This window comes from Micromonospora sp. NPDC005257, assembly GCF_042872445.1.
Lineage (GTDB): Bacteria > Actinomycetota > Actinomycetes > Mycobacteriales > Micromonosporaceae > Micromonospora.
On the sequence record NZ_JBIAKL010000010.1, the window covers coordinates 286,697 to 310,962 of the forward strand.

At 74.2% G+C, this 24,266-nt stretch carries 16 protein-coding genes; 5 read left to right on the forward strand and 11 right to left on the reverse strand.

Annotated features, from left to right (window positions below):
• Positions 1–8 precede the first annotated feature (8 nt).
• Together ACFYO8_RS22515 and ACFYO8_RS22520 are read right to left on the reverse strand one after the other, a co-directional pair.
• The gene (locus tag ACFYO8_RS22515) at positions 9–998 is read right to left on the reverse strand and encodes a winged helix-turn-helix domain-containing protein (protein ID WP_354865023.1); all 990 of its coding nucleotides are present in this window, start codon (positions 996–998) and stop codon (positions 9–11) included.
• 240 nt (positions 999–1,238) lie between these two features.
• On the reverse strand, positions 1,239–2,288 hold the full coding sequence (locus ACFYO8_RS22520; protein ID WP_354865021.1) for a hypothetical protein: 1,050 nt from the start codon (positions 2,286–2,288) through the stop codon (positions 1,239–1,241).
• A gap of 39 nt (positions 2,289–2,327) precedes the next feature.
• Between ACFYO8_RS22520 and ACFYO8_RS22525 the strand changes: the two genes are divergently transcribed.
• Positions 2,328–2,897: an NUDIX domain-containing protein gene (locus ACFYO8_RS22525; protein ID WP_354865019.1), complete on the forward strand. Its 570-nt coding sequence runs from the start codon at positions 2,328–2,330 to the stop codon at positions 2,895–2,897.
• Between the two features lie 60 nt (positions 2,898–2,957).
• Here the strand turns inward: ACFYO8_RS22525 and ACFYO8_RS22530 are convergent, their stop codons facing one another.
• Together ACFYO8_RS22530 and ACFYO8_RS22535 are read right to left on the reverse strand one after the other, a co-directional pair.
• Positions 2,958–4,049, reverse strand: a complete 1,092-nt coding sequence (locus ACFYO8_RS22530; RefSeq protein ID WP_354865017.1) for a sugar phosphate nucleotidyltransferase — start codon at positions 4,047–4,049, stop codon at positions 2,958–2,960.
• A gap of 51 nt (positions 4,050–4,100) precedes the next feature.
• The gene (locus tag ACFYO8_RS22535; RefSeq protein ID WP_354865015.1) at positions 4,101–5,246 is read right to left on the reverse strand and encodes a glycosyltransferase family 1 protein; all 1,146 of its coding nucleotides are present in this window, start codon (positions 5,244–5,246) and stop codon (positions 4,101–4,103) included.
• 150 nt (positions 5,247–5,396) lie between these two features.
• Here ACFYO8_RS22535 and ACFYO8_RS22540 point away from each other — a divergent pair, with 150 nt between their 5' ends.
• Positions 5,397–6,086 carry a TIGR03089 family protein gene (locus tag ACFYO8_RS22540; RefSeq protein WP_354865013.1) on the forward strand — a complete coding sequence of 230 codons (690 nt, stop codon included), beginning with the start codon at positions 5,397–5,399 and terminating at the stop codon, positions 6,084–6,086.
• Positions 6,087–6,102: 16 nt separating this feature from the next.
• Here the strand turns inward: ACFYO8_RS22540 and ACFYO8_RS22545 are convergent, their stop codons facing one another.
• A complete protein-coding gene (locus ACFYO8_RS22545) occupies positions 6,103–8,091 on the reverse strand; it encodes an acetoacetate--CoA ligase (protein WP_354865011.1) in 1,989 nt (662 codons plus the stop codon).
• 154 nt (positions 8,092–8,245) lie between these two features.
• Positions 8,246–8,761, reverse strand: coding sequence for an acyl-CoA thioesterase (locus tag ACFYO8_RS22550; protein WP_354865009.1), 516 nt, complete (start codon positions 8,759–8,761; stop codon positions 8,246–8,248).
• Positions 8,762–8,784: 23 nt separating this feature from the next.
• Here ACFYO8_RS22550 and ACFYO8_RS22555 point away from each other — a divergent pair, with 23 nt between their 5' ends.
• Positions 8,785–9,441 carry a hypothetical protein gene (locus ACFYO8_RS22555; protein WP_354865007.1) on the forward strand — a complete coding sequence of 219 codons (657 nt, stop codon included), beginning with the start codon at positions 8,785–8,787 and terminating at the stop codon, positions 9,439–9,441.
• A 51-nt stretch (positions 9,442–9,492) separates the two neighbouring features.
• On the opposite strand, the gene ACFYO8_RS22560 is transcribed toward ACFYO8_RS22555, so the two are convergent.
• The gene (locus ACFYO8_RS22560) at positions 9,493–10,656 is read right to left on the reverse strand and encodes an acyl-CoA dehydrogenase family protein (protein WP_354865005.1); all 1,164 of its coding nucleotides are present in this window, start codon (positions 10,654–10,656) and stop codon (positions 9,493–9,495) included.
• 248 nt (positions 10,657–10,904) lie between these two features.
• Here ACFYO8_RS22560 and ACFYO8_RS22565 point away from each other — a divergent pair, with 248 nt between their 5' ends.
• A complete protein-coding gene (locus tag ACFYO8_RS22565) occupies positions 10,905–12,332 on the forward strand; it encodes a UDP-glucose/GDP-mannose dehydrogenase family protein (protein ID WP_354865003.1) in 1,428 nt (475 codons plus the stop codon).
• A 163-nt stretch (positions 12,333–12,495) separates the two neighbouring features.
• Positions 12,496–17,403: an SCO7613 C-terminal domain-containing membrane protein gene (locus ACFYO8_RS22570; protein ID WP_355014912.1), complete on the forward strand. Its 4,908-nt coding sequence runs from the start codon at positions 12,496–12,498 to the stop codon at positions 17,401–17,403.
• A 469-nt stretch (positions 17,404–17,872) separates the two neighbouring features.
• Here ACFYO8_RS22570 and purE read toward each other — a convergent pair whose 3' ends face one another.
• The 4 genes from purE to ACFYO8_RS22590 all read right to left on the reverse strand — a co-directional run bounded on the left by purE (position 17,873) and on the right by ACFYO8_RS22590 (position 24,206).
• Positions 17,873–18,364: a 5-(carboxyamino)imidazole ribonucleotide mutase gene (purE, locus tag ACFYO8_RS22575; RefSeq protein ID WP_184682217.1), complete on the reverse strand. Its 492-nt coding sequence runs from the start codon at positions 18,362–18,364 to the stop codon at positions 17,873–17,875.
• Entirely contained in the window at positions 18,364–19,521 is a 1,158-nt protein-coding gene (locus ACFYO8_RS22580; RefSeq protein ID WP_354864998.1) for a 5-(carboxyamino)imidazole ribonucleotide synthase, read from the reverse strand. Before ACFYO8_RS22580 ends, purE begins: the two co-directional genes overlap by 1 nt.
• Before the next feature lie 67 nt (positions 19,522–19,588).
• On the reverse strand, positions 19,589–21,625 hold the full coding sequence (locus ACFYO8_RS22585; RefSeq protein WP_354864997.1) for a thioredoxin domain-containing protein: 2,037 nt from the start codon (positions 21,623–21,625) through the stop codon (positions 19,589–19,591).
• Between the two features lie 49 nt (positions 21,626–21,674).
• Positions 21,675–24,206 carry a putative bifunctional diguanylate cyclase/phosphodiesterase gene (locus ACFYO8_RS22590; RefSeq protein WP_387187270.1) on the reverse strand — a complete coding sequence of 844 codons (2,532 nt, stop codon included), beginning with the start codon at positions 24,204–24,206 and terminating at the stop codon, positions 21,675–21,677.
• Positions 24,207–24,266 lie beyond the last annotated feature (60 nt).

Sequence of the window (24,266 nt, forward strand, 5' to 3'; positions counted from 1 at the left end):
CGGGCGGGTCAGGCGTCCAGGACGGCCCGGCCCAGCGGGGTCAGCGTGTGCAGGACGGTGTTGCGGTCGCGTTTGCTGACCAGCAGCCCCGCGTTGCGCAGCACTGTGGTGTGCTGGCTGGCCGCGGCGGCGGAGATGCGCAGCTTGCGTGCCATCTCGCCGGTGGTGCAGCCGCCGTCGGCGGCCTGGAGCACCCGGGAGCGGGTGCGGCCGAGCAGGGCGGCGAGCGCCTCGCCCTGCGGTGGTTCCCCGGCGGCCGAGCCGGACGTCAGGCCGGCGAGCCGGTCGACCGGGTAGACCAGCACCGGGGGCAGGGTCGGGTCGACGAGCGCCACCGGCGTACGCGAGCAGAAGAACGACGGCACGAGCAGCAGTCCCCGGCCGTCCAGGTGCAGTTCCCGGGTGTCCGGATAGTCGAGCACCTCCAGCACGCCCGAATCCCAGCGCATGTTCGGCCGCAGGCTGGCCAGCAGCCCTTCGGCGCCGCCGTCGAGCATGGCGCGGGCACGCCGGGCCCGGTCCGCCTCGACCGCCGCCTGCACCCGGGACCAGTACGGCGCGACGGCCAGCGACTGGTACCGCGCCATAGCGCCGGTCAGGTGGCGCAGCGTCTCCGGCTCGCCACGAGCGAGCGCGGTGGCCGAGGACGGCAGGGCGTTCTCCCCGGTCAGCAGCGTCAGGTCGCGGCGCAGCATGTCGACAGGGGTGCCCCGGATTGCCTCCAGACCGGCCTGGAGGCCGTCCCGGCTGGCGAACGGGGTGAGGAAGTCGGGGAAGTAGCCGCGTGGCGGGTTGAGCGCGAGCAGGAGGCGGTACCGCTCGGCGTTGGCGTCGGTGCGCAGTCCGTGCGCCACGGTGCGCCGCCACGTGGTCATCATCGGGTCACGACCGCGCCCCTGGAGCAGGTGCAGGCTGAGGACCAACTCCCACAGGGGGTCCGCGGCCGGGGCGACCCGGGTCCGCAGGACGTCCTCGCCGGAGAAAACGATCTTCAACATGGATTGCTCCCGTGCGGACGGCGGGGGTGCCAGCCACACTCCGACTGTACCCGTCGGCACTAATCTCCATCTTTAAGCGTCAGGTGAAAAACCTCGACGCTGAGCGGCGGGTTCGGCAAACTCTCTGTTGCCTGCCGACGCCGGGGAGCAACATCGATCCGGACGCCGGCTGACGGGCGTGGCCGGGCGGCACCACGAGGGTCTGCGGCATCAGTCGCAGGGGTGCCGCCCGGCCCTCGCTCATCCGATCCAGAGCGCCACCCGATGGTCCTCGTCGGTGACGTAATAGCAGCGTCCGGCCAGCTCGGCCAGCCCCTCCACGTGATGGAACGGCGCCAGCTCCGCGACCACCTCCCCCTCCACCAGCGCGTCCCCGCCCGCGTCGTGCCGGAACCGCACGTGCCGGGAGGTCACCTCGCCGCCGTGCGGGTGGTCGTCCAGCAGCACCGAACCCTTGCCCAGCGCGTCGATCGACCCGGTCACCGCCGCGTAGCCGCCGTCGCCGGTCGGCGTGATCGCGCGGAAGCCGGCGAGCGCACCGGGCGGGGTCACACCGGTCAGCGCGTACGCCCCGAGCGCGCGCAGGTCACCCGGCCGCTCCGGGCCGGGGTCGTCGAACATCTCCGGTACGCCGGCCAGCTCGACGTAGACCGGCTCACCCTCGGCGGTCACCGGGAAACGCAGGCCGAGCAGCGCCGTACCGGCCGGTGTGAACGCCGCCGCCTCGACGTTGATCGGCAGGTCGTCGGCGGCGAGCCGGGTCACCCAGCTCTTGGCGCGGGCGGTGCCCCGGGCCAGTGTCTCCACGATGAACCGCTGCCGGACCCGGTCACCGGGCGGCAGCAGCGCCAGCGGGGCGGTGGCGAGCGCGTCGTTGACCGCCCGGTGGAGCCGGAAACGGTTGCGCACCACGTGCAGCGGCAGCGGCCCGGCCACGGCGTCGTCCTCCCGGAACCGGGCCACGAAGGCGCGCCGGGGCCGCAACGGGCCGCCCTTGGAGCCGAAGTGCGAGCCGAAGACGTACACCCAGCCGTCGTGGTGGGCGAGCGCCTCGCCGTCCTCGGTGCGGCCGTTCTCCCGCCCGGCGTCGGCGGCCACGTGGTGCGCGTCCCAGTGGCCGTCGTCGCGTTCCAGCAGCAGCGCCAGGCACTGTTCGACAGGCCCCTCGTCCAGCACCGTCCAGAAGCCGCGGCGCGCGCCGTACGCCCGCAGCAGCGCGGCCGACCGCACCGGCAGGAGGTCGCTCGCCTCGTTGCCGGCCACCAGGAACTCGACGAGTCGCAGGGTCACCGCGCCAGAGTACGAAGCCGGCGCTCGTAGAGTGTCCGGGTGCCTGATCTGATCCCGTACACCGAGCTGCACGCCGACGCCGTCGTGACGCTGAGCCGCTGGACGGCGACCAGCCCCGCCGCCGACGCGGCCCGGACCCGGACCCTGGCGCTGCTGGCCGACGGGCCGGTGGCCATGAGCCGGACGCACCGGGCCGGGCACGTCACCGCGAGCGCGCTGGTGCTCGACCCGGACGGCCGGGTGCTGCTCTGCCTGCACGGCAAGATCCGCAGGTGGATGCAGCTCGGCGGGCACTGCGAGCCCGGCGACCGGACGCTGGTCGCCACCGCGCTGCGCGAGGCCACCGAGGAGTCCGGCATCACCGGCCTGACCGTCGACCCGGAACCGATCGACGTGGACATCCACCAGGTCGCCTGCCAGGGCGGGTCGTTCCACTACGACGTCCGGTACGCCGCGCTGGCCCCGGCGGGAGCGGTCGAGCGGGTCAGCGCGGAGTCCGAGGCGCTCGGCTGGTTCCCGCCGGACCGGCTGCCCGAGCCGCTGGCCCACGCCACGGCCCAGCTCGTACCGCCGGCGCTCGCGGTGCTGGCCCGCCACGCCGGCCGCTGAGCGACGGCGCCCGACGAGCCGCCGGACGCGTTCCACTCCGGCGGCGCGGCGCGCGGCAAATCAGACCAGGCCCTCCTCGCCGCGTTCCTTCAGCTCGTCCACGATCTTCTTCACGTCCTGCGCGCGGTCGCGCGGGCAGACCAGCAGCGCGTCGGGGGTGTCCACCACGATCAGGTCGTGCACCCCGACGGTGGCCACGAGCCGGCCGGAGTGCGACACCACGACGGTGCCGGTGGTGTCGTGCAGCAGCACGCCCGGCTTCGCGTCCCCGCCCAGCACCACGTTGCCGACGCCGTCGGCGGGCAGCACCTCGCCGAGCGTGTGGAAGTCGCCGACGTCGTTCCAGCCGAAGTCGCCGGGCACGGTGCCGACCCGCCCGGCCGTCGCCGCGCCCTCCATCACGGCGTAGTCGACCGAGATCCGGGGCAGCGTCGGCCAGACCCGGCCGAGCACGTCGTCCTGCTCCGGAGTGCCCCAGGCCGCCGCGATGGCGGTGATCCCGGCGTGCAGCTCCGGCTGCTGGCGGGCCAGCTCGGCCAGGAAGACGTCGACCCGCCAGACGAACATGCTGGCGTTCCAGAGGTGCCGGCCGGAGCGGACGTACACCTCCGCCACCTCGGCGGCCGGCTTCTCCTTGAACTCGCGTACCGGGCGCAGCGGGCCGTCCCCGACCGGCTCGCCGGTCTCCAGGTAGCCGTAGCCGGTCTCCGGGCGCGTCGGGGTGATGCCCACAGTCATCAGCAGCCCCTGCTCCGCGCCTCGGATGGCCTGCCGCACCACAGCGGCCAGCCGGGCCGGGTCGCCGATCAGGTGATCGGCGGCGAACGAGCCCATCACCGCGTCCGGCGTCCGGGTGGCGATCACCGCAGCGGCCAGCGCGATCGCCGCGCAGGAGTCCCGCGGTGAGGGCTCGACCAGGATGTTCTCCTCCGGCAGGCCAGCCAGTTGCCGAGCCACCGCCGCGGCGTGCGCGGCCCCGGTGACCACGAGCGTGCGCTCCGGAGTGGTCAACGGCGACAACCGGTCGACAGTGGCCTGCAACAGCGAGGCGGGAGTGCCGGTCAGCGGGTGGAGGAATTTGGGATGGCCGGCACGGGACAACGGCCACAATCTTGTGCCGCTGCCGCCCGCCGGGATGACGGCGTAGAACATCAGCACATCATGCCCGAAGCGGGCGAGCCGTCACGGTCGGTCGCCCGGGAGTCAGGAGCGGGCCCGTCGCCACGCCGCGATGTGCACCTCGGCGCTGGACTCCCAGGTGAACTCCTTGGCCCTGTCGAAGCCGGCCTTGGCCAGGGACAGCCGCCGCTGGTCGTCGTCCAGCAGGGCGCCCAGGTCCGTGGCGATCTGGTCCGGGTCCTCGCTGGTGTAGGCCACCGCGTCGCCGCCCACCTCGGGCAGGGACAGGCGCGGCGTGGTGAGCACCGGGGCGGCACACGCCATCGCCTCCAGGATCGGCAGGCCGAAGCCCTCACCGTAGGAGGGGTAGGCCGCCACGAGCGCGCCGCCGAGGAAGCCGGGCAGGTCGGCGTAGCGCAGGTAACCCGGGCGCAGCAGCCGCAGGTGCGACGGCACCTCGGCCACCGCGCGGTCGATGTCGTCGTCGTGGCCCTGGCCGCCGGCCACCACCAGCGCGGGCGGGTTCGGCCGGTCGGCCACCGCCCGGGCCCAGCCGCGGATCAGGTTGGGTACGTTCTTGCGCGGCTCCTTGGCCCCGAGGAACGCGATGTAGCTGCTGTCGCCCAGGCCCAGGCGCGCCCGCACGCGTGCCTTCTCCTCGTCGCCCGGCGCGTGGAACGCGTCCTGGTCGACGCCGTGGTAGGCGACGTCGATCCGGGTCGGGTCGGCGTCCAGCAGCCGGATCAGCTCGTCGCGGGTGGCCTTGCTCGGCACGATCACCCGGCCGGCGCGGCGCAGCGAGGTCTTGATCGCGCTGCGGAAGAAGGTCCGGCGCGACTTGTCGTAGTGCTCCGGCTCGGTGAAGAAGGTCGCGTCGTGCACGGTGACCGTCACCGGGCAACCGGCCCGCAGCGGGCAGGTGTAGAACGGCGAGTGCAGCACCTCGGCACCGACCTGCTGGGCCAGCAGCGGCAGGCCGGTCTGCTCCCAGGCCAGCCGCGCCGGCCGGTGCGCCACCGCCGCCGGGGCGGGGATCACCTCCGCGCCGGGCAGCATCCGGGAGTAGCGCTCCAGGTCGGTGCGGAGGCTGACCACAGCCAGGTCGACGTCGGTGCCGCAGACCCGGCCCAGCGCGCCGAGCAGTCCGTCGACGTATCTACCGACGCCGCCACGGTCGGCGGGGACACTCGTGGCGTCGATGAGAACGCGGGGCGGGCGACCGGCGGTCACGGGGCGACTCCTCAGGTGGCGCGGTTGTGGGAAAGAACACTCTCGGCAAGCCTACGCCGGGCCGTGCGCCAAGCGCTGACCGCGACCCGACGGTACGCCGACTTGTCGCTGTCATCGAGTACGCACGCGGGGCGCGTATCGTTCGCGCCGATGGCCGACAACATTGCCCGGGTGTTCGCCGACGCGATCGCGCCCGACCCCACCCGACCGCTCCTGACCTGGTACGACGACGCCACCGGCGAGCGCACCGAACTCTCCGGGGCGACGCTCGCGAACTGGGTGGCGAAGACCGCCAACCTGCTCACCGACGAGGTGGGCGCCGCGCCCGGCGACGCGGCCGGGGTGCTGCTGCCGCCGCACTGGCAGACCGCCGCCGTGCTGCTCGGCTGCTGGTCGGCGAAGCTGACCGTGGTCGACACGCCGGGGCCGGTGGAGGCGCTCTTCGTGGCCGTCGACCGGGTGGACGAGGCGGCCGGTTGGCCGGCCGGCGAGCGGTACGCCCTGGCGCTCGACCCGTTCGCGCTGCCGATGCGGCAGGCGCCGGCGGGCTGCACGGACTTCGTCACGGCGGTACGCGGACACGGCGACCACTTCACGCCGTACCCCGGTGCCGGGGACGGGGACGCGGCGCTGCTGGCCCGCGCGCAGGCTCGCGCCACCGAGCTGGGCCTGGCCCCCGGCGACCGCCTCCTGGTCGACGTGACAGCCCACCCCGACCCGGTCGACTGGTTGCTCACCCCGCTGAGCGCGGGCGCCAGCGTGGTGGCCTGCGCCCACCCCGACCCGTCCCGCCTGCCCTCCCGCGCCGAAACCGAGAAGACTACGCAAACCCTGACCTGACTCTTCCCCTCCCGGGTCAGGCGGGGGTGGGGTGGCCGGTGGCGGAACGGCGCTGGGCGAGGGCGGCGAAGGCCGTGAGGGACTCGGGGTTGGCCAGGGCGCCCTTGGCCGCCGCGCTGTCCACAGGGGTGCCCGTCAGGATCTTCTTGACCGGCACCTCCAGCTTCTTCGCGCTCAACGTGCGGGGCACGGCCCGGACCTGGTGGATCTCGTCCGGCACGTGCCGGGGCGACAGCGCCGTACGCAGCTCCCGGCAGATCGTGCGCCGCATGTCGTCGTCGAGTTCCAGGCCCTCGGCGAGCACCACGAACAGCAGCAGCTCACCCACGCCGCCCTCGTCGTCCTCCAGGTGCACGACCACCGAGTCGACGACCTCGTCCAGCCCTTCGACCACCGAGTAGAACTCCGCGGTGCCCAGCCGTACGCCGCCCCGGTTGAGCGTGGCGTCGGACCGCCCGGTGATCACGCACCCGCCGCGCTCGTTCACGGTGATCCAGTCGCCGTGGCGCCACACGCCGGGATAGACCTCGAAGTACGCCTCCCGGTAGCGGGCGCCGTCCGGGTCGTTCCAGAACCCGACCGGCATGCTCGGCATCGGCTCGGTGATCACCAGCTCGCCGAGCTGCCCGATCACAGCGCCGCCGTCGGCCGAGCGGGCCTCCACCTTCGCGCCCAGCGCCCGGCAGGCGATCTCACCGGCGTACACCGGCAGCAGCGGCACACCGCCGACGAATCCGGTGCACACGTCCGTGCCGCCGGACAGCGACTGGAGCTGCAGGCGGTCGCTGACGTTCTCGTACACCCAGGTGAAGCCCTCGGCCGGCAGCGGCGCGCCGGTCGAGCCGAGGCCGCGCACCGCGGACATGTCCGCGACCCCGCGCGGCACCAGGCCGGCCTTGCGGCAGGCCAGCAGGAACGGCGCGGACGTGCCGAAGTACGTGGTGCCGGTGTCGGCGGCCAGCCGCCACAGCGCGCCCAGGTCGGGGTGGCCCGGGTTGCCGTCGAACAACACGATCGCCGCGCCCACCGCCGGGCCGGAGACCAGGAAGTTCCACATCATCCAGCCGGTCGTGGTGAACCACAGGAACCGGTCGGAAGGACCCAGGTCGTGGTGCAGCGCCAGCATCTTGAGGTGTTCCAGCAGGATGCCGCCGTGGCCGTGCACGATCGGCTTGGGCAGGCCGGTGGTGCCGGAGGAGTAGAGCACGTAGAGCGGGTGGTCGAAGGGCACTGGGGTGAACGTCAGCGGCTCGTCGGTGGGCGCCGCGAGCTCCGCCCACGGCAGCGCGCCGTCGGGGGCCGGGCCGTCCGGATCGAGGTACGCGATGGCGACGGTGTGCCGCAGCGACGGCAGCGCGGCCCGGATCGCGGCCACCTCGGCGCGCCTGTCGACAGGCTTGTCGCCGTACCGGTAGCCGTCGACGGCGACCAGCACCGTGGGCTCGATCTGCTGCCAGCGGTCGGTGACGCTGCGGGTGCCGAACTCGGGCGCGCAGGAGGAGAAGATCGCGCCGAGGCCGGCGGTGGCGAGCAGCAGGACGTACGTCTCGGGGATGTTCGGCGCGTACGCGGCCACCCGGTCGCCCGGCCCCACGCCGAGGCGGCGCAGCCCGGCCGCCACCCGGCGGACCCGCTCGCGCAGCTCGGCGGCGGTGAGCGTCTCCGGCGCGCGGGTCTGCCCGTGCGCGATCACCGCCGGGTCGTCGTCGCGCAGCCCCGGCATGCGCAGCACGTTCTCCGCGTAGTTGAGGGTCGCGCCGGGGAACCAGCGGGTGCCCGGCATGGCCCGGCCGGTGAGCGTGGCGGTCGGCGGGGTGTGCGCGACCACGTCGAAGAAGTCCCAGATCGAGCGCCAGAAGGCGTCCAGGTCGGTCACCGACCACTGCCACAGCCCGTCGTAGTCGGCGAACTCCAGCCCGCGGTGCTCGGCCAGCCAGCGCAGGTAGTCACCGATCCGGGACCGCTCCCGCACGTCCGCCGGCGGCTTCCACAGCACGTCAGCCACTGTTCCACCCTCCCCTGGGCCCGCCACGACGGTGTGCCGGGGCCGTGGCGCCATCTTGCCCTACCTCGTGCCGCCATTGTCCGTGCCGGGTGCGCCGTACGGGGCGTGTCCCGCCCACACCCCGCACCCCCGGCCGGTGTGGGCGGGCACCGGCTCAACCGGCGCGGTGGGCCTGGATCGCGCGGCGCCGGGCGAGCCGGTGCGCGCGCCGGATCTCGGCCTCCCGGAACCGGCGCTCGTCCTCCGGCGTCTCGGGCAGCACCGGGCGGACCGGCCGTGGCGCACCGCCCACGTCGACGCCCACGAAGACCAGGTACGCGGTGGCGACCCGCACCGGCTCCTCCTCGGCAGAGTCCCAGCGCTCGGCGACCACCCTCACCCCGACCTCCATCGAGGTCTGGCCGGTCCAGTTGACCTGAGCGTGGGCGTGCACGAGATCGCCCACCCGGACCGGCTCGGAGAAGACGATCTCGTCGATGGACGCGGTCACCGCGGTGCCGCCGCTGTGCCGCGCCGCCGCCGCGCCGGCGACGTCGTCCACGAATTTCATCAGTACCCCACCGTGCACGGTCCCGTACAGATTGACATCGACCGCGGTCATGATGCGACTGAGCGTGACGCGGGAGTACGACGTGGGCTTACCCGACGGGACCGCGGGATGATCTGTCATGCCGAAAACGGTACGGTGCGCGGATGCGACATCTCTGGAGCTTCCTCGCCGGGTTGGCGGTGGCGCCCGTCACCTGGGTGCTCGTCACGCTCGGTCAGGACGGATCTGAGCGGACCGTCGACCGCTGGGTGGAGATCGGGACGTACAGCACACCGAACCTGATCGAGCCGGCCGTCTATCTGGGCGTCGCCGGCATCCTGCTCGGTCTGCTCGGCACGTTGCGTTTCTCGCCGTTCGGCCCGCTGGTGGCCGGCCTGCTGCTCGCCGCCCCCTACGTCGGGCTGTTCGTCGCGCCGTTCAGCGTGCGGGACCGGGTGCCGGACGACCTGAAGCTGCTCGGTGACCCGCTGCCGCTGCGCGACCCGCTGGACAACGGCACCCTGTTCCTCATCGGTGTGCTGCTGCTGATGGCCGTGTTCAGCACGAGCCGGTGGCGGCGTCCCGCCACACCCCCGCCGGCCGGGGCGGAGCTGACCCCGGCCGCCGCGCCGGTGGAGCACAAGCCGACGCTCACCGACTGGCCCCCGGCCGACGCGCCGAAGGACCCGGACACGGCCCCGCTCACGCTGGCCTACCCGGAGACCCCCACCGAGCCCCTGCCCCGCCGTACCGGCGGCGAGTCGCCGTGGTCAGCGCCCCCACGCGGCAGCGGCCGGTCGGAGGGCACCGAGACCCGTTGACGAGCGCGGGCGGGCAGGTGTCACCTGCCCGCCCGCCCGAACGCCCTGCGGTCAGCCCTTCAGAAGCTGACGGGCCATCACGATCCGCTGGACCTGGTTCGTGCCCTCGTAGATCTGGGTGATCTTGGCGTCGCGCATCATCCGCTCGACCGGGTAGTCGCGGGTGTAGCCGTAGCCGCCGAGCAACTGGACCGCGTCCGTGGTGATCTCCATGGCCGCGTCCGAGGCGAAGCACTTCGCGGCTGCGCCGAAGTAGGTCAGGTCCGCGTCGCCGCGCTCGGACTTGCCGGCGGCGGCGTACGTGAGCTGCCGCGCCGCCTCCAGCTTCATGCCCATGTCGGCGAGCATGAACTGGATGCCCTGGAATTCGGCGACCGGCTTGCCGAACTGCTTGCGCTCCTGGACGTAGCCCTTGGCGTAGTCCAGCGCGCCCTGCGCGATGCCAACCGCCTGGGCGGCGATGGTGACCCGGGTGTGGTCCAGCGTCTTCATGGCGGTGGCGAAGCCGGTGCCCTCGGCGCCGATCATGCGGTCGGCCGGGATACGCACGTTGTCGAAGTAGACCTCGCGGGTGGGCGAGCCCTTGATGCCGAGCTTCTTCTCCGGGGCGCCGAAGCTGACGCCCGGGTCGGACTTCTCCACCACGAACGCGGAGATGCCCCTCGACCGGGCTGTGGGGTCGGTCACGGCGAACACGGTGTAGTACTCCGACACGCCCGCGTTGGTGATCCACCGCTTCACGCCGTTGAGCACCCAGTGGTCTCCGTCACGTACCGCCTTGGTGGTCATCGCGGCGGCGTCGCTGCCCGCCTCCGGCTCGGAGAGGCAGTAGGAGAACATGCCGTCCCCGGCCGCGACCGGGGTCAGGTACCTGCGCTTCAGCTCCTCGGAACCGGCCAACAGCAGCGGCATGGTGCCCAGCTTGTTCACCGCCGGGATCAGCGAGGACGACGCGCAGGCCCGGGCCACCTCCTCGATCACGATGGCCGTGGCCAGCGCGTCCGCGCCGGCACCGCCGTACTCGACCGGGATGTGCGGGGCGTGGAAGTCGGCCGCGCGCAGGGCCTCGTAGGACGCCTTGGGGAACTCACCCGCCTCGTCCGCCTCAGCGGCGTGCGGAGCCACCTTGGCCGCACAGACCTCACGTACCGCCTCCCGGATCGCCTCGTGCTCCTCCGGCAACCGGTAGACGTCGAACGACTGCTCTGCGGCCATGTCGGCCCTCCCCTTCCACCGCTATCATGCGCAGTCTGTGCCGCCCGGGGGCCGACGACTGCCGCAAACTGAAGGATAGCCACCGGTCCCGGCCGAACCTTACCGGCGGGTAGGCTCGCGCCCGAGCCTCGCCCGCCCGACCCGATTACCCTCACAGCAGACATCCAGTTCCCTCGGTGCCCGGCCTCGGCGCCCCAGCAGAATGCGACGCGTGGAAGCGCCGCCCAGTGCGAGCGGAGAAGACAGGCGTGACGATTCCGTACCCGAACACCCAGCCGATGCCCGCCATCGCCGCGGTGACCCCGCCGTCCGGCGCCGCCCGCCCGCGGGTGACCTTCCTCGGCACCGGCTACCTCGGTGCGACCTACGCCATCTGCTACGCCGAGCTGGGCTACGAGGTGCTCGGGTTCGACGTGGACGCGGACAAGATCGCCAAGCTGAACGCCGGCGAGGTGCCGATCCACGAGCCCGGCCTCGACGAGCTGCTGCGCCGCAACCTGGCCGCCGGCCGGCTGCGGTTCAGCACCGACATCCAGGAGACCGCCGACTTCGGCGACGTCCACTTCATCTGCGTCGGCACCCCGCAGCGGGCCGACGGCATGGGCGCCGACCTGTCGTACGTCGAGGCGTCCGTCACCAGCCTCGCCCAGCACCTGACCCGTAAGGCACTGATCGTCGGCAAGTCCACCGTGCCGGTGGGCACCGCCGAGTGGGTGGAGCAGCTCGTCGGCAAGCACACGCCGGCCGACCTCGGTGTCGAGGTGGCATGGAGCCCCGAGTTCCTCCAGGAGGGCTTCGCCGTCGACGACGTGCTGCGTCCGAACCGGATCGTGGTCGGCGTCAAGAGCGAGTGGGCCAACGGCATGCTCTTCGCCGCCCACAAGGGCGTCTTCGACCTCGCCGCCACCGAGGACCGCGAGGTGCCGCTGGTGGTCACCGACTTCGCCACCGCCGAGCTGGTCAAGGTCGCCGCCAACGCGTTCCTCGCCACCAAGATCTCCTTCATCAACGCGATGGCCGAGGTCTGCGAGGCGGCCGGCGGCGACGTCACCCAGCTCGCCCGCTCGATCGGCTACGACCCGCGCATCGGCAACCGCTTCCTCCAGGCCGGGCTCGGCTTCGGCGGCGCCTGCCTGCCCAAGGACATCCGCGCCTTCCAGGCCCGTGCGCAGGAGCTGGGCGCCGGTGAGGCGCTGCGCTTCCTGCACGAGGTCGACCTGATCAACCAGCGCCGCCGCAGCCGCGTGGTGCAGCTCGCCGCCGAACTGCTCGGCCGCCGGTCCGGCCCGGCCGGCCCGGACCTGTCCGGCACCCGGGTCGCGGTGCTCGGCGCCACGTTCAAACCCAACACCGACGACGTACGCGACGCGCCGGCGCTCGCGGTCGCCTCACTGCTCGGCAAGGCCGGCGCCGACGTGCACGTGTTTGACCCGCAGGGGATCGAGAACGCGCGTCGGGCGGTGCCCGAGCTGGCGTACGAGGAGAGCATGAACGACGCGGTCCGCGGCGCCGACCTGGTCTGCGTGCTCACCGAGTGGGCCGAGTTCCGCAACGCCGACCCGGTGGCCCTGGGCGAGCTGGCGAACGGCCGCAAGGTGGTCGACGGGCGCAACTGCCTCGACTCCACACTGTGGACACAGGCCGGCTGGGAGTACCGCGGCATGGGCCGGCCCTGACCCGCTGACCGGCTCGACCGGCCCGCCGGGGACAGCTCCCCGACCGGGCCGGTCCTTTTTGTTGTCCGGAACGCGGCGGCAACTGTCGAAATCCCGGCCCACTCAAGGCATGCTGCCTCTGGGAGGTCCACAGTGCGAAGGCACGGGCGGACGGGAGACTGTCGTGGAAAGCTTCAGGTGCGCTTCGTGCGGGCAGGACATCAAGCCCGCCGTCGTCTGCCCGCACTGCGGCGCGCACCAGCCGCAGTGGGCCGAGCACCTGGCCGACATCGAACGCTCGATCGCCGAGATGAAGGCCCGCGACGCCGAGATCGCCCGGGAACAACGGCAGATCGCCGCCAAGATGCAGGCCGCCCTCTTCCAGCGGGACATCCTCGCGCACGCCGGTGAGGAACGGATCCGGCAGGCCACCCGGCCGCGCCGGGTGCTGCGCCGACGGGCCGGCCGCCGCCCGCCCACCGCCGCCACCGGCGCGCCGCCCCGGGTGCCCCGCCAGGGCACCCCGCCGCCCGGCCCGGAGGACCTGCCCCCGTCGCCGCCGCGCGGTCGCCCGCGCTGGCTCGACGCGGACGATCCGGAGCACCCGCCCGAGGCGTCCTCGCGGGAGGTGCAGAACATCCCGCTCGGGCTGGGCGCGCTCCTGCTCGGCGTCGCCGCGGTGGTCTTCGCCGCGGTCGCCACCAGCTCGATGGACGCGCTGGCCCGGCTCGGCGTGCTGCTGGTGGCAACGGCACCGATGCTGCTCGCCCCGCCGGTGCTCGCCCGGCGCGGGCTCACCTCCACCGCCGAGACCATCGCCGCTGTCGGGTTGCTGCTGGTGCCGCTGGCCGGGTACGCGCTCTGGGCCGTCGACCGGATCGGCGGCGACGGGTCGGGCGCCGCCTTCGCCGGGACGATCTTCCTGGTCACCACGCTCGTCGCGCTCGGATACGCGTACGGGACCGGTCTGCGCGCACCACGCTTCGCGACAGTGCTGGCCGCCCAGCCGGTGCTGCCCCTGCTGGCGTACGAGTGGATCACCGGGCCGGTCGGCTGGGCACTGGTGCTGACCGTGGTGGCGGTGCTCGACCTGACGCTGGCGCGTTCGGCGGTGGTACGCGAGCGGCCCGTCCGGCGTGACCTGCCCGCCACCGAGCCGGCGCCGCCCGGCCCGTCCCGGCAGCGCGCCGACGACGACCGACCCGAGTCGGCCCCGGAGGAGTCCGCCGAGGTGCTGGGCGGTGAGACGACGACGCCGGGTCCGGCCGCCACCGCCCGGCCGGTGCCCTGGCTGCCCGAGCTGACCTGGCTGCTGCACGGCGTGGCGGTCGCGTTGGCGCTGGCGTACGCGGTCACCGGCCTGCTGCGCGCCACCACCGTGCCGCCGGCCGCCGCAGCGGGCACCGCGCTGCTGCTCGCCGCTCTGGTCGCGCTGGCCGGGACGCTCGTGCTGCGCCGGCCGCCGCTGCCGGACGTCGGTGCCGCCATCCTCACGCTGGCGGTCATCGGCGCGCTCGGGCGGGTCGCCTCGGTGGCCCTGCCCGGCCGGTCCCTGCTCCTCATCTCCGCCGTCATCGCGCTGACCGGGCTCGCCGTCCGGGCCGTACCCGAGTCGGCCCGGCGCGGTCCACAGATCGCGTCGGCGGTGGCGCTCACGGTCAGCGGCCTGGTGGTCGCCGGCGGCGCGCTGCGCGCCGGGCTGGCCCCGGTCCGGGCCGCGTTGCCCGCCTGGTCGGCGGACCTGAGCGGATGGCACGCCGAACTGGCCCGGGCGGTCGGCCCGACCGGCTGGCAGCTGGCGGCCAGCGCGTTGCTGCTCACCATCGCCGCCGTGATCGCCCTGCCGGCCGAGATCCGGCGCGAGTTCGCGGTGGTCGGGGCGGCGCTGACCGCGCTCGCCGTGCCCGCCTCGCTCGGTCTGGGCTGGGCGGCGGCCTGCTGGCCGATGCTGCTGACCGCGGTCGCGATCGGCGTGCTCGGCCTGACCGCCCGCACCGAACGGGCCGCGGTGGCGCACGCGGTGACAGCGGCCGGCCTCGGCCTGGTCGGCGCGGGTGCGGCGCTCGCCCGCCCGGGGCTCACCGCCGCCGCGCTGACGGTGCTGTTCCTCGCCGGGGCGCTGGTGTCCCTCGCCCCCCGGGTCCGGCTCGCCGCCGCGGCGACCGAGACCGTCTGCGCCTGGGCCGCGGGCGGCGCGGCGTTCGCCCTGCCCGGCGCCGTCGCCGCGTTCGTCGCCGCCACGGTGCCGACGCCGCCGGTCGCCACGCCGGCGAACCTGCGCGAGATCACCGTGCCGATCCTCGCGGCGAGCTTCCTCGCCGTCTGCGTCACGCTCGGCTATGCCGCCCTGGTGCAGGTGGCGCAGCGGCACCTGAGCATGCCGCACGCGCTCGGTACGGTGCTCGGCGCGGTGGCAGTCGCCGCCGCCGCGTTCGGCGCGCCGGGCACGACCTCGGCCGACGCCTGGGTGGGCGGGCTGCTCCTGGTCGCCGCCGCGTTGCTGGCGCTCTCCCCGCGCATCGACGCCGGCCGTCGCGCCGACATGTCTCTCGACGGGTCCGACCTGGCGCTGGCCGCCACCACCGTGGCGCTCGTCGCCACGCTGGCCCGAATCGCCGCGGTGCTCGCCCCCGGTGGTCAGCTCGTGGTGGCCTCCGCGCTGGTGCTGCTGGTGGCGGTGGCCGCGCGTGCGCTGCCCGAGGAGTGGCGGCGCGGCCCGATCCTCGGCATCGCCGCCGGCGGCACGCTGATCGGCCTGATCGCCGCCTGGAGCGCGCTGCGCGGTGGGCTCGGCGTGCTCGCCACCCCCGGCCCGATCTGGGCCGGTGACCTGACCGGCTGGCCGGCCGCGCCGACCGGCGGTTCGACCTGGCAGGCCCCGGTCGCGCTGGTGCTGCTGGCGGTCACCGCGGCCATCCTGCTGCCGCCACCCTGGAAGTACGACGTCTCCGGCCTCGCCGCCGTGCTCGCCACGGTGGGCGCCCCGGCCGCGTTCGACCTGCCCTGGTGGTCCCCGGTGCTGGTCGGCTGCATGGTGGCCACCGTCTACGGCATGGCGGCCGCGGCCTCCGTCGATCCCCGGGCCGCGCTGTCCCGGGCCACAGTGGCCGGGGTGGTGGCGCTGCACGCTGCCGGGGCCGGGCTGGTACGGCCGTGGACCACCGCGCTGGCGCTGGGCAGCATCGCCCTGATCGGCGCGACGGTGGCCGCCGTCGCGCGGACGCTCGCGCCGTCGCTCGTCGACGACGTACGCACCGAGGGCATGCCGCCGCACCTGGTGCAGGTAGGTGGCGCGGGCGCCGGAGCCGCACTGCTCGCGGCGCCCGGCGCGGTGGCCGCGCTGGCGGTCGAGTACGGCCGCCCACCGCACGTGGTGCTCACCGCCGCGCTCGCCGCCGCCAGCATCGGTCTGGCCGCGATCGCGGCGGTACGGCGACAGGTGCCGCAGTACCTCCCGTACGCCAGCGTCGCCGTGGCCGGCGCGGCCACCGTCACCGCCGCCGCCGCGCTCGCGGTCGGGCTGCCGGCCGGCGTGTTCGCCGCCGCCGCCGCGCTGCTCGGTGTGCTCGCCGAACTGGTACGGGCCGCCACCGTGCCGCCCGCCGGTTCGGGCCGGCCGATACGCCGCTGGACCGTGCTGCTCAACGGGGCGCTACGGCGTGCCCCGGACGATCCGGAGCTGCGCTGGCGGGTCAGCCCGGCCGCCGGGGCGCTCGCCGCCGCGGCGCTGCCCGTCGCGCTGGCCCTGGCCACCCTGGCCCCTTCGCTCGTGGTGGCGTTGTTCTCGCCGTACGCGGTCCTGAAGCGGGTGTGGCAGGGACCGCCGCCGGAGTTGCTGACCCCGCCGCCGAGCGCGGTGAACCCCACGCATGTGCTCACCGCGTTGCTGCTGACCGTGACCGCGGCGCTCGCCGCCACCGGGTTCAGCGGCGGCCGGCGGTCCCGGGCGGTGCCGGTGATCCTGCCCGGGGCGGCGGTCACGCTGCTGATCACGCCGGTGGCGCTCGGCCGTGGCTGGCCGGTGACCGCGCTGGCCGCGCTTGCGGTGTTCACCATCTCGATGCTCGGGCTGGCGCTGACCCCGCCGCCGGCGCTGGCCGAGCCGGGCCGGTCGATCCGGGTGGCCCGGGTGCTGGTCTTCGCGCTCGGGCTCGCCGCCGGTGGCGCCGGGCTCGCCGGCAGCCTGGGCACGAGTGACATGACCGTGTTCACGCTCGGCGGGGCGGTCGGCGTGGGCACTGTCGCCGCGCTGTTCGGCACCACCCAGCGGGCCCGCATCCTGGGCTGGCTGTTCGGCTCGGTGATGGCGCAGCTGTTCGTGCTCACGATCGGTCTGAAGGCCGGGCTGGCGGCGGTCTGGTCCGCGTTCGGGGTGCTCGCGGTCGGCGCGGCGTTGCAGGTGTTCGCCGCCACGCTGCCCCGGCTGCGCCGTCCCGAGGCGTACCGGGAGGCGGCAACCGTCGAGTGGAGCGGCTACGGGGCGGCGCTCATCGCGCTGGCTCTGGCGTACGACTCGCCCCGGCACATCGCCGCGCTGCTGGCCGCCTGGGGCGCGGTCCTCGGGGTGGCGGCCAGCCGTCCGGGGCGGCGGCCGATGGAGCGCAACCTGCTGTTCTGGGCGGTGGTGGCCTGCGAGATCAGCGCCTGGTGGATCCTGATGCGGGTGGCCGACGTGGCGCTGCCGGAGGCGTACACGCTGCCGTTCGCCGCGCTCGCCCTGCTGGTGGGCGTGCTGCAACTGCGGCACCGGCCCGACCTGTCGAGCTGGGTGGCGTACGGCCCGGCGCTGGTCACCGCGTTCCTGCCCACACTGGCGATCGTGATCGCGACCGACTCCAGCATGCTGCGTCAGGTGCTGCTGCTGCTCGGTGCCGTCGCGGTGCTGATCTTCGGCTCGACCAGCCGGCAGCAGGCCCCGGTGATCGTGGGTGCGACGGTGACCGCGATCGCTGCCGTACACGCGCTGTTCAGCCTCGGCCCGTGGCTGGTGCTGATCCCGGTCGGCATCGTGCTGCTGGTGCTCGGCGCGAGCAACGAGCGCCGCCGCCGCGCTCAGGAGCGCCTCCAGACCGCACTACGCGGCATGCGGTGACCCGGTCGGGTCGGCCCTGGCCCGGCCGGGTCGCGTCGGCTCGCCGCGCGCACCCGCTGTCACGCCGACCGGCCTCGCTTCCTACCCCGGCCGGCGCGATGTCCCCGGGGGCTCGGGTTCGCCCAGGGTCCGCAGCGCCCCGCCCGATCGCGCGCAGCTCAGTCACAATCCGTGTCGGCGGGCCACGCCAGGGGCGGCTTTCCCTTCCGCCTTTGCTCTGCACCCACGGGCGCAACGATTACCCATTGTGACGAGAGCCGTCGCCGCTCCAATTTGCGACATCACCTGAACCGCAGGTCGGAGCCGTGCTGCGTCAATGGCGGCAGAGCAAAGTCGACGGAGGCACAAATAACCGCCAGCCCGGCCAGCCACTTTGAGTGACCGAGAGCCCTGAATACCCAGAGTGAGAAGACCCGCCGCCGAGCCGGTCGACTGCGGCGGCCACAGCCGGTGGCGTCGCGCCGCGCGGTCAGGTCAGGGAGGCGCGCAGCGCGGCTTCCTTCTCGGCGACCAGGTCCTCCAGGCTCGCCTGGTAGGCGGCCATCTTCTCGCGCAGCACCGGGTCGGAGGCTCCCAGGATGCGTACCGCGAGCAGGCCGGCGTTGCGGGCGTTGCCGATCGACACGGTGGCGACCGGCACGCCGGCCGGCATCTGCACGATGGACAGCAGCGAGTCCATGCCGTCCAGGTACTTCAGCGGCACCGGGACGCCGATCACCGGCAGCGGGGTGACCGAGGCGACCATGCCGGGCAGGTGAGCCGCTCCGCCCGCGCCCGCGATGATCACCTGGACACCACGGCCGGCGGCGGCCCGGCCGTACTCGATCATCTTGACCGGGGTGCGGTGCGCCGAGACCACACCCACCTCGTACGGCACGCCGAACTCGTCGAGCGCCTCGGCGGCGGCCCGCATGACCGGCCAGTCCGAGTCGCTACCCATGATCAGCCCGACGGTGCTCATCACTGCCCCTCCTGGAGCCAGCGGGCGGCACGCGCGGCCCGGGCCCGTACGTCGTCGAGGTCGTTCCCGAGCACCGTGACGTGCCCGATCTTGCGGCCCGGGCGGACCTGCTTGCCGTACAGGTGGACCTTGGCCCCGGGCTCGGCGGCGAACAGGTGGTGCAGCCGCTCGTCGACGGAGATGCCGCCCGGCTCGCCGCCGAGCACGTTCGCCATCACCACGACCGGCGCGGTCAGCGAGGTGTCCCCCATCGGGTAGTCGAGGACCGCCCGCAGGTGCTGCTCGAACTGCGAGGTGCGGGCCCCCTCGATGGTCCAGTGCCCGGAGTTGTGCGGTCGCATCGCCAGCTCGTTGACGACCAGCCCGGACGGCGTGTCGAACAGCTCCACCGCGAGCAGGCCCACCACACCGAGTGCGGTGGCGAGGTCGATGGCGAGCTGCTGCGCGGCGACGGCCTGCTCCTCGGGCAGGTCGGGCGCGGGCGCCAGCACCTCGACGCAGATGCCGTCGCGCTGCACCGTCTCCACCACCGGGTAGGCGGCGACCTGCCCGAACGGCGACCGCGCGACCTGTACGGCCAACTCCCGGCGCAGCGCCACCCGCTCCTCCACCAGCAGCGGCGTGCCACCGGCGAGCAGCGTGGCGGCCAGCTCACCGGCCTGACCGGCGTCGTCGACCATCCAGACGCCCCGACCGTCGTAGCCGCCCCGGGCGGCCTTGAGCACCACCGGCCAGCCGGTCTCCTCGCCGAAGGCGATCAGGTCGGCCGGAGACTCCACCGGACGCCAGGCGGGGTTCGGTGCGCCCAGCTCGCCGAGCCGTTCCCGCATCACCCGCTTGTCCTGCGCGTGCACCAGCGCGTCAGCCGGCGGGAACAGCTTCACACCCTCGTCGGTCAGGGTGCGGATGTGCTCGTTCGGGACGTGCTCGTGGTCGAAGGTGACCACGTCACAGCCCTTGGCGAACGTGCGCAGCGCGGCCAGGTCGGTGTGGTCGCCGTACTGGACGTCGGCGGCGACCAGCGCCGCGCCGTCGTCCGGGGCGAGCGCCAGCACGCGAAGCGACTGGCCGAGAGCGATGGCGGCCTGGTGGGTCATCCGGGCGAGTTGGCCGCCACCCACCATGCCCACGACGGGGAGACCGGTACGGGAGTCCATAGCGCCGCCAGCCTATAAGGGCCGATGCCGGGCCGGACCGTGAGGGCGTACCGGCCCCCCACTCGGCTCAGCCGAGCTGCGCGATCAGCTCCTCGACGCCGGTCACCGGGCGCTGACAGACGAAGCCCCGGCAGACGTACGCGGCGGGCTTCCCGTCCACGAACGGCCGCCCGGCCAGCAGCGGCACACCGGGCTGGTCCGGTGCGCCGGCCACCACCACCGCGCCGGGCGGGGCGTGCCGCCGGGCGGCGGCCACCAGCGGGTCGCCCTCCGGGTCGCCGGTCGCCACCGCGATCTCGTACGGCCCGGACAGCAGCGCCTCCCCGACGGTGGCCGCGTACCCGGTGAACCGGGCGTGCCGGTCGACGATCGGCGCGACTGTCGACAGCGTCTTCTCGGCCGCCTCCCGGTAGCGCGTCTCCCCGGTCAGCGCCGCGTACGCCACGAGCGCCGCGACGATCGCCGAGCGGCCCGACGGTGTCGCGTTGTCGGTCGGGTCGGCGGGCCGGGTGACCAGGCGCTCGGCGTCGTCGGCGGTGTCGTAGAAGGCACCCTCGGGCCCGGCGAACCGGGCCAGCGCCACGTCGAGCAGCTCACCGGCCAGTGTCAGCCACCGCCCCTCGCCGGTGAGCTGATGCATCGCGCAGAACGCCTCGGCGACGCAGCCGTAGTCCTCCAGCACCCCCGCCGGCTGACCCACGACCTTGTCCCGGGAGACCCGCCGCAGCCGCCCGTCCACGAGATGCACGGTGGCCAGGTGCTCGGCGGCGTCCCGCATCGCGCCGTCGGAGACGATAAGCACGCCGTCCATCAGGTTCGCGTCCTCGTCGTCGGGCGACACGAGGAGCGCCGCGACCTGCTGGAATTCGGCGATGGCGGTGATCGCGAGCCCGTTCCAGGCGGCCACCACCTTGTCGTCGCGGGCCGGCTGGGGCCGGGTGTCGCGGGCGGCCAGCAGCCGGCCCACCACGTCCTGCCAGCGGGCCCGCACCGCCGGGTCGGCGTCGTCGACGTCCCGCGCCAGCCGCAGCACGCTGGTGCCGTGCTCGAACGTGCCGTCGGTGGTGACGCCGAACAGGTCCGCGGCGAACCGGCCGTCGGCCTCCCCCAGCACCTCGATGAGCTGGTCGGGCGTCCAGGCATAGGTGAGCCCCTCGACGCCGTCGGTGTCCGCGTCCAGCGCCGAGGCGAAGCCCTCACCGGCGCGGTGCAGCTCGTCGGCGAGGAACCGGGCGGTGTCGCGGGCCACCCGGCGGGCCAGCCGGTCGCCGGTGAGCCGCCAGAGCTGGGTGTAGACCCGCAGCAGCAGCGCGTTGTCGTAGAGCATCTTCTCGAAGTGCGGCACGGTCCAGTGGCCGTCCACCGAATAGCGGGCGAAGCCGCCGGCGAGCTGGTCGTTGAGACCGCCGCGAGCCATCGCCTCGCAGGTGTGCCGGACGATCTCCAGGCTGCGCGCCGAGCCGGTGCGCTGGTGGTGCCGGAGCAGGAAGAGCAGGTTCATGTGCGGCGGGAACTTCGGCGCGCCGCCGAAACCGCCGTTCGTCTCGTCGTACTCCCGGGCGAGCTGACCGGCCGCGGCGTCGAGCAGTTCGGCGGTGAGCGGGGCGGTCACGCCGCCGACGGCCTGCGCGCCGCCGATCGCCTCGACCACGGCGGCGCCCTGCCGCAGCACCGCCTCGCGCTGGTCGCGCCAGGCGGTGGCGACCGAGCCGAGCAGGCGGATGAAGTTGGCCCGGGGGAAGTACGTGCCGCAGAAGAACGGCGTGCCGTCCGGCGTGGCGAAGACGGTCATCGGCCAGCCGCCCTGCCCGGTCATCGCCTGGGTGGCGGTCATGTAGACCGCGTCGACGTCGGGGCGCTCCTCCCGGTCGACCTTGACGCAGACGAAGTCGTCGTTCATCAGCCCGGCCACTGCCTCGTTCTCGAACGACTCGTGGGCCATCACGTGACACCAGTGGCAGGCCGCGTAGCCGACCGAGATCAGCACCGGCACGTCGCGCCGCTTCGCCTCGGCGAACGCCTCGTCGCACCACGGCCACCAGTCGACCGGGTTGTCGGCGTGCTGGAGGAGATAGGGCGAGGTGGCCTGGGCGAGTCGATTCACCACCCGACCCTATCCACCATCGCCTGACGACGCCGCCGGTGCGGCCGGGTCAGGAGACGCCGTCGGCGCGCAGCGGGAAGACGTTGCCGCGGGCGGAATCCCGCAGGGACGCGAGCACCGCGGCGATCTTGTCGGCCGGCATCGGCTTGAAGAAGTGGTAGCCCTGGGCGGCGGTGCAGCCCAGCTCGGCCAGCGCGGTGCGCTGCTCGGCGGTCTCGACACCCTCGGCCACCACCCGCAGCCCCAGCTCGTGGGCCAGGCCCACGGTGGTCCGGACGATCGCCGCCGCCTCCGGCGAGTCGGCCATCCGGAGCACGAACGAGCGGTCCACCTTCAACTCGTCGACGGCGATCCGGGTGAGGAACGTCAGCGACGAGAACCCGGTGCCGAAGTCGTCCACGGCGAGCTGCACGCCCATGGTGCGCAGCGTGGCCAGCACCTCGTCGATGACCTCCAGCTCGCTCATCACCACCGTCTCGGTGATCTCCAGGACGAGCCGGTGCGGCGGCACCTGGTGGCGGCGCAGCGCCTCCTCGATCTCGGCCGGCAGCCGCGGGTCGAGCAGGCTGCGCGCGGACAGGTTCACCGAGATCGGCACGTCCAGCCCGTCCCGCGCCCATCCGGAGGCGACCGCCAGAGCCTTGTCCAGCACGTACCGGGTGAAGCTGCCGAGCTGCTCGCTGTTCTCCACCGGGCGGATGAAGTCGGCCGGGCCGAGCCAGCCCCGGCGCGGATGCCGCCACCGGATCAGCGCCTCCACCCCGGTCGGCGCGCCGGTCGCCAGGTCCACCGCCGGCTGCAACGCCAGCACCAGCTGGTCGTCGGCGGCCAGCGCCTCCCGCATCTCCGCGAGCAACGCCAGGTGGTCGGTGCTCGCCGCGTCGCGCGAGCTGTCGTACGCGGCGACGCTGCCGCCGCCCTCCTTCGCCTGGTACATGGCGATGTCCGCCCGCCGCAACAGCTCGGTCAGGTCGGCCGCGCCCGCGTCGGCCACCACCACGCCCACCGCCACCTCGACGGACATGCGCACCCCGGCCACCTCGGTCGGTGCGGCGAGACGCTCGGCGACCTCCCGGGCCTGACGCAGCGCGTACGCCAGCGGGGCCGCGCGGTCCTCGACCAGCGGAACCGAGGTGAGCAGCAGGGCGAACTCGTCGCCGCCGAGGCGCCCGAGCAGGTCGCCCGGCCGGGTCAGCGCGGCGAGCCGGTTGGAGGTGAGCCGCAGCAACTGGTCGCCCGCCGAGTGCCCCAGCGTGTCGTTGACCTCCTTGAACTGGTTCACGTCGAGCAGCAGCAGGGCCACCGGGTGGTCGTGTGCGCGCTGCCGCAGCGCCTGGTCGCCCTTTGCGAGCAGGGCGGCCCGGTTGAGCAGGCCGGTGAGCTGGTCGTGCACCGCGTCGTACGACGAACGGGCGGTGACCAGCCGCAGCTCGCGGTGCGTGGCGGCGTCGTGCAGCGCGGCGGCCAGGGCGTCCCCGAAGGCGGCCACGCCGTCGCGTTCCCGCGCGCTCGGCGGGGCGGACCGGGCGAACCGCACCCGCAGGCGGCCGACCTCGGCCGACCCCACCGCGAGGCGCCGCACCAGTTCGTGCTCCCCCACGCCGACGCCGGCCGACGGTTCCACCTCCCGGTCGCGTACCTGGCCGCCGCGGTCGGCCCGGTAGCGGCGCCAGCGCCCCTCTCCCCGGACCACGTCGACCTCGACCAGTTCCGCGCCGAACAGGGTGAGCGCGCCGGTCACCGCGGCGGTCGCCACGCCGCGCTCGTCGAGCTGGTTGAGTGCGGCGGTGGCCTCGGCGAACGCCCGCCAGGTACGCCGTTCCTGGTCGGCCCGGAGCCGGTGGCGGTAGGTCTGCTGGAGCAGCCAGAGCGGCGGCGGCAGGAGCAGCAGCCAGCGCGCGTCGAGTTCGAGCAGCGCGACGACCACCAGGCCGACCGCCACGTTGCCGACGAACATGAGCAGCTTGCCGTGCAGCGCGGCGAGCAGCGGCGGGCCGATGGCGATGCCGTGCCGCAGGGCGAGCACGACGGCGCCCAGGAAGGCGGTGGTCAGCAGGTAGGTCACCGCGGCGGCGGTGAGCGTGAGCGCCAGCTCCGGGGTGGGCGCGGCGAGCAGCGGCGCGCCGAGTGCGGTGGCCACTGCCGCGGCGAGCGCGGTGGCGGCGGTGAGCGAACCGGCGATCCCCACCAGTTCCAGGGCGGGACGGCGGTCGGAGACCACTGACATCACGGTCCAGGCGGCGCCCACGCCGAGCAGGGCCGCAGCCGGGAGCCAGCCGGCCGGCACCAGCCAGAGGCAGACCACCAGCGCGGCCTCACCCCAGGTGATGCTCACCATGCCCGAAGCGCTGCGGAAGCGCAGCCGGGCGAGCTGGGCCACCGCGAACGCGGCGACGGCGATGCCGAACCGCGCCGGACCCGGCAGTGGATGACCGGCCGGCAGGTGCGACGGGACGGTGAGGCCGAGTACGGCGGCGAGCAGACCGGTCAGCGCGACCGCGACGGTGAGCAGGACCACGCCCGTCGGTGTCCCGCGCAGGCCGATCCGGTCGGGGGAACGGCCGACCGGCTCGGTGGTCACGGGGCCGCCCCGTCGACGGGTCGGGCCGGGGCGTGGCCGGGCGCCTGGGCATGGTCGGGG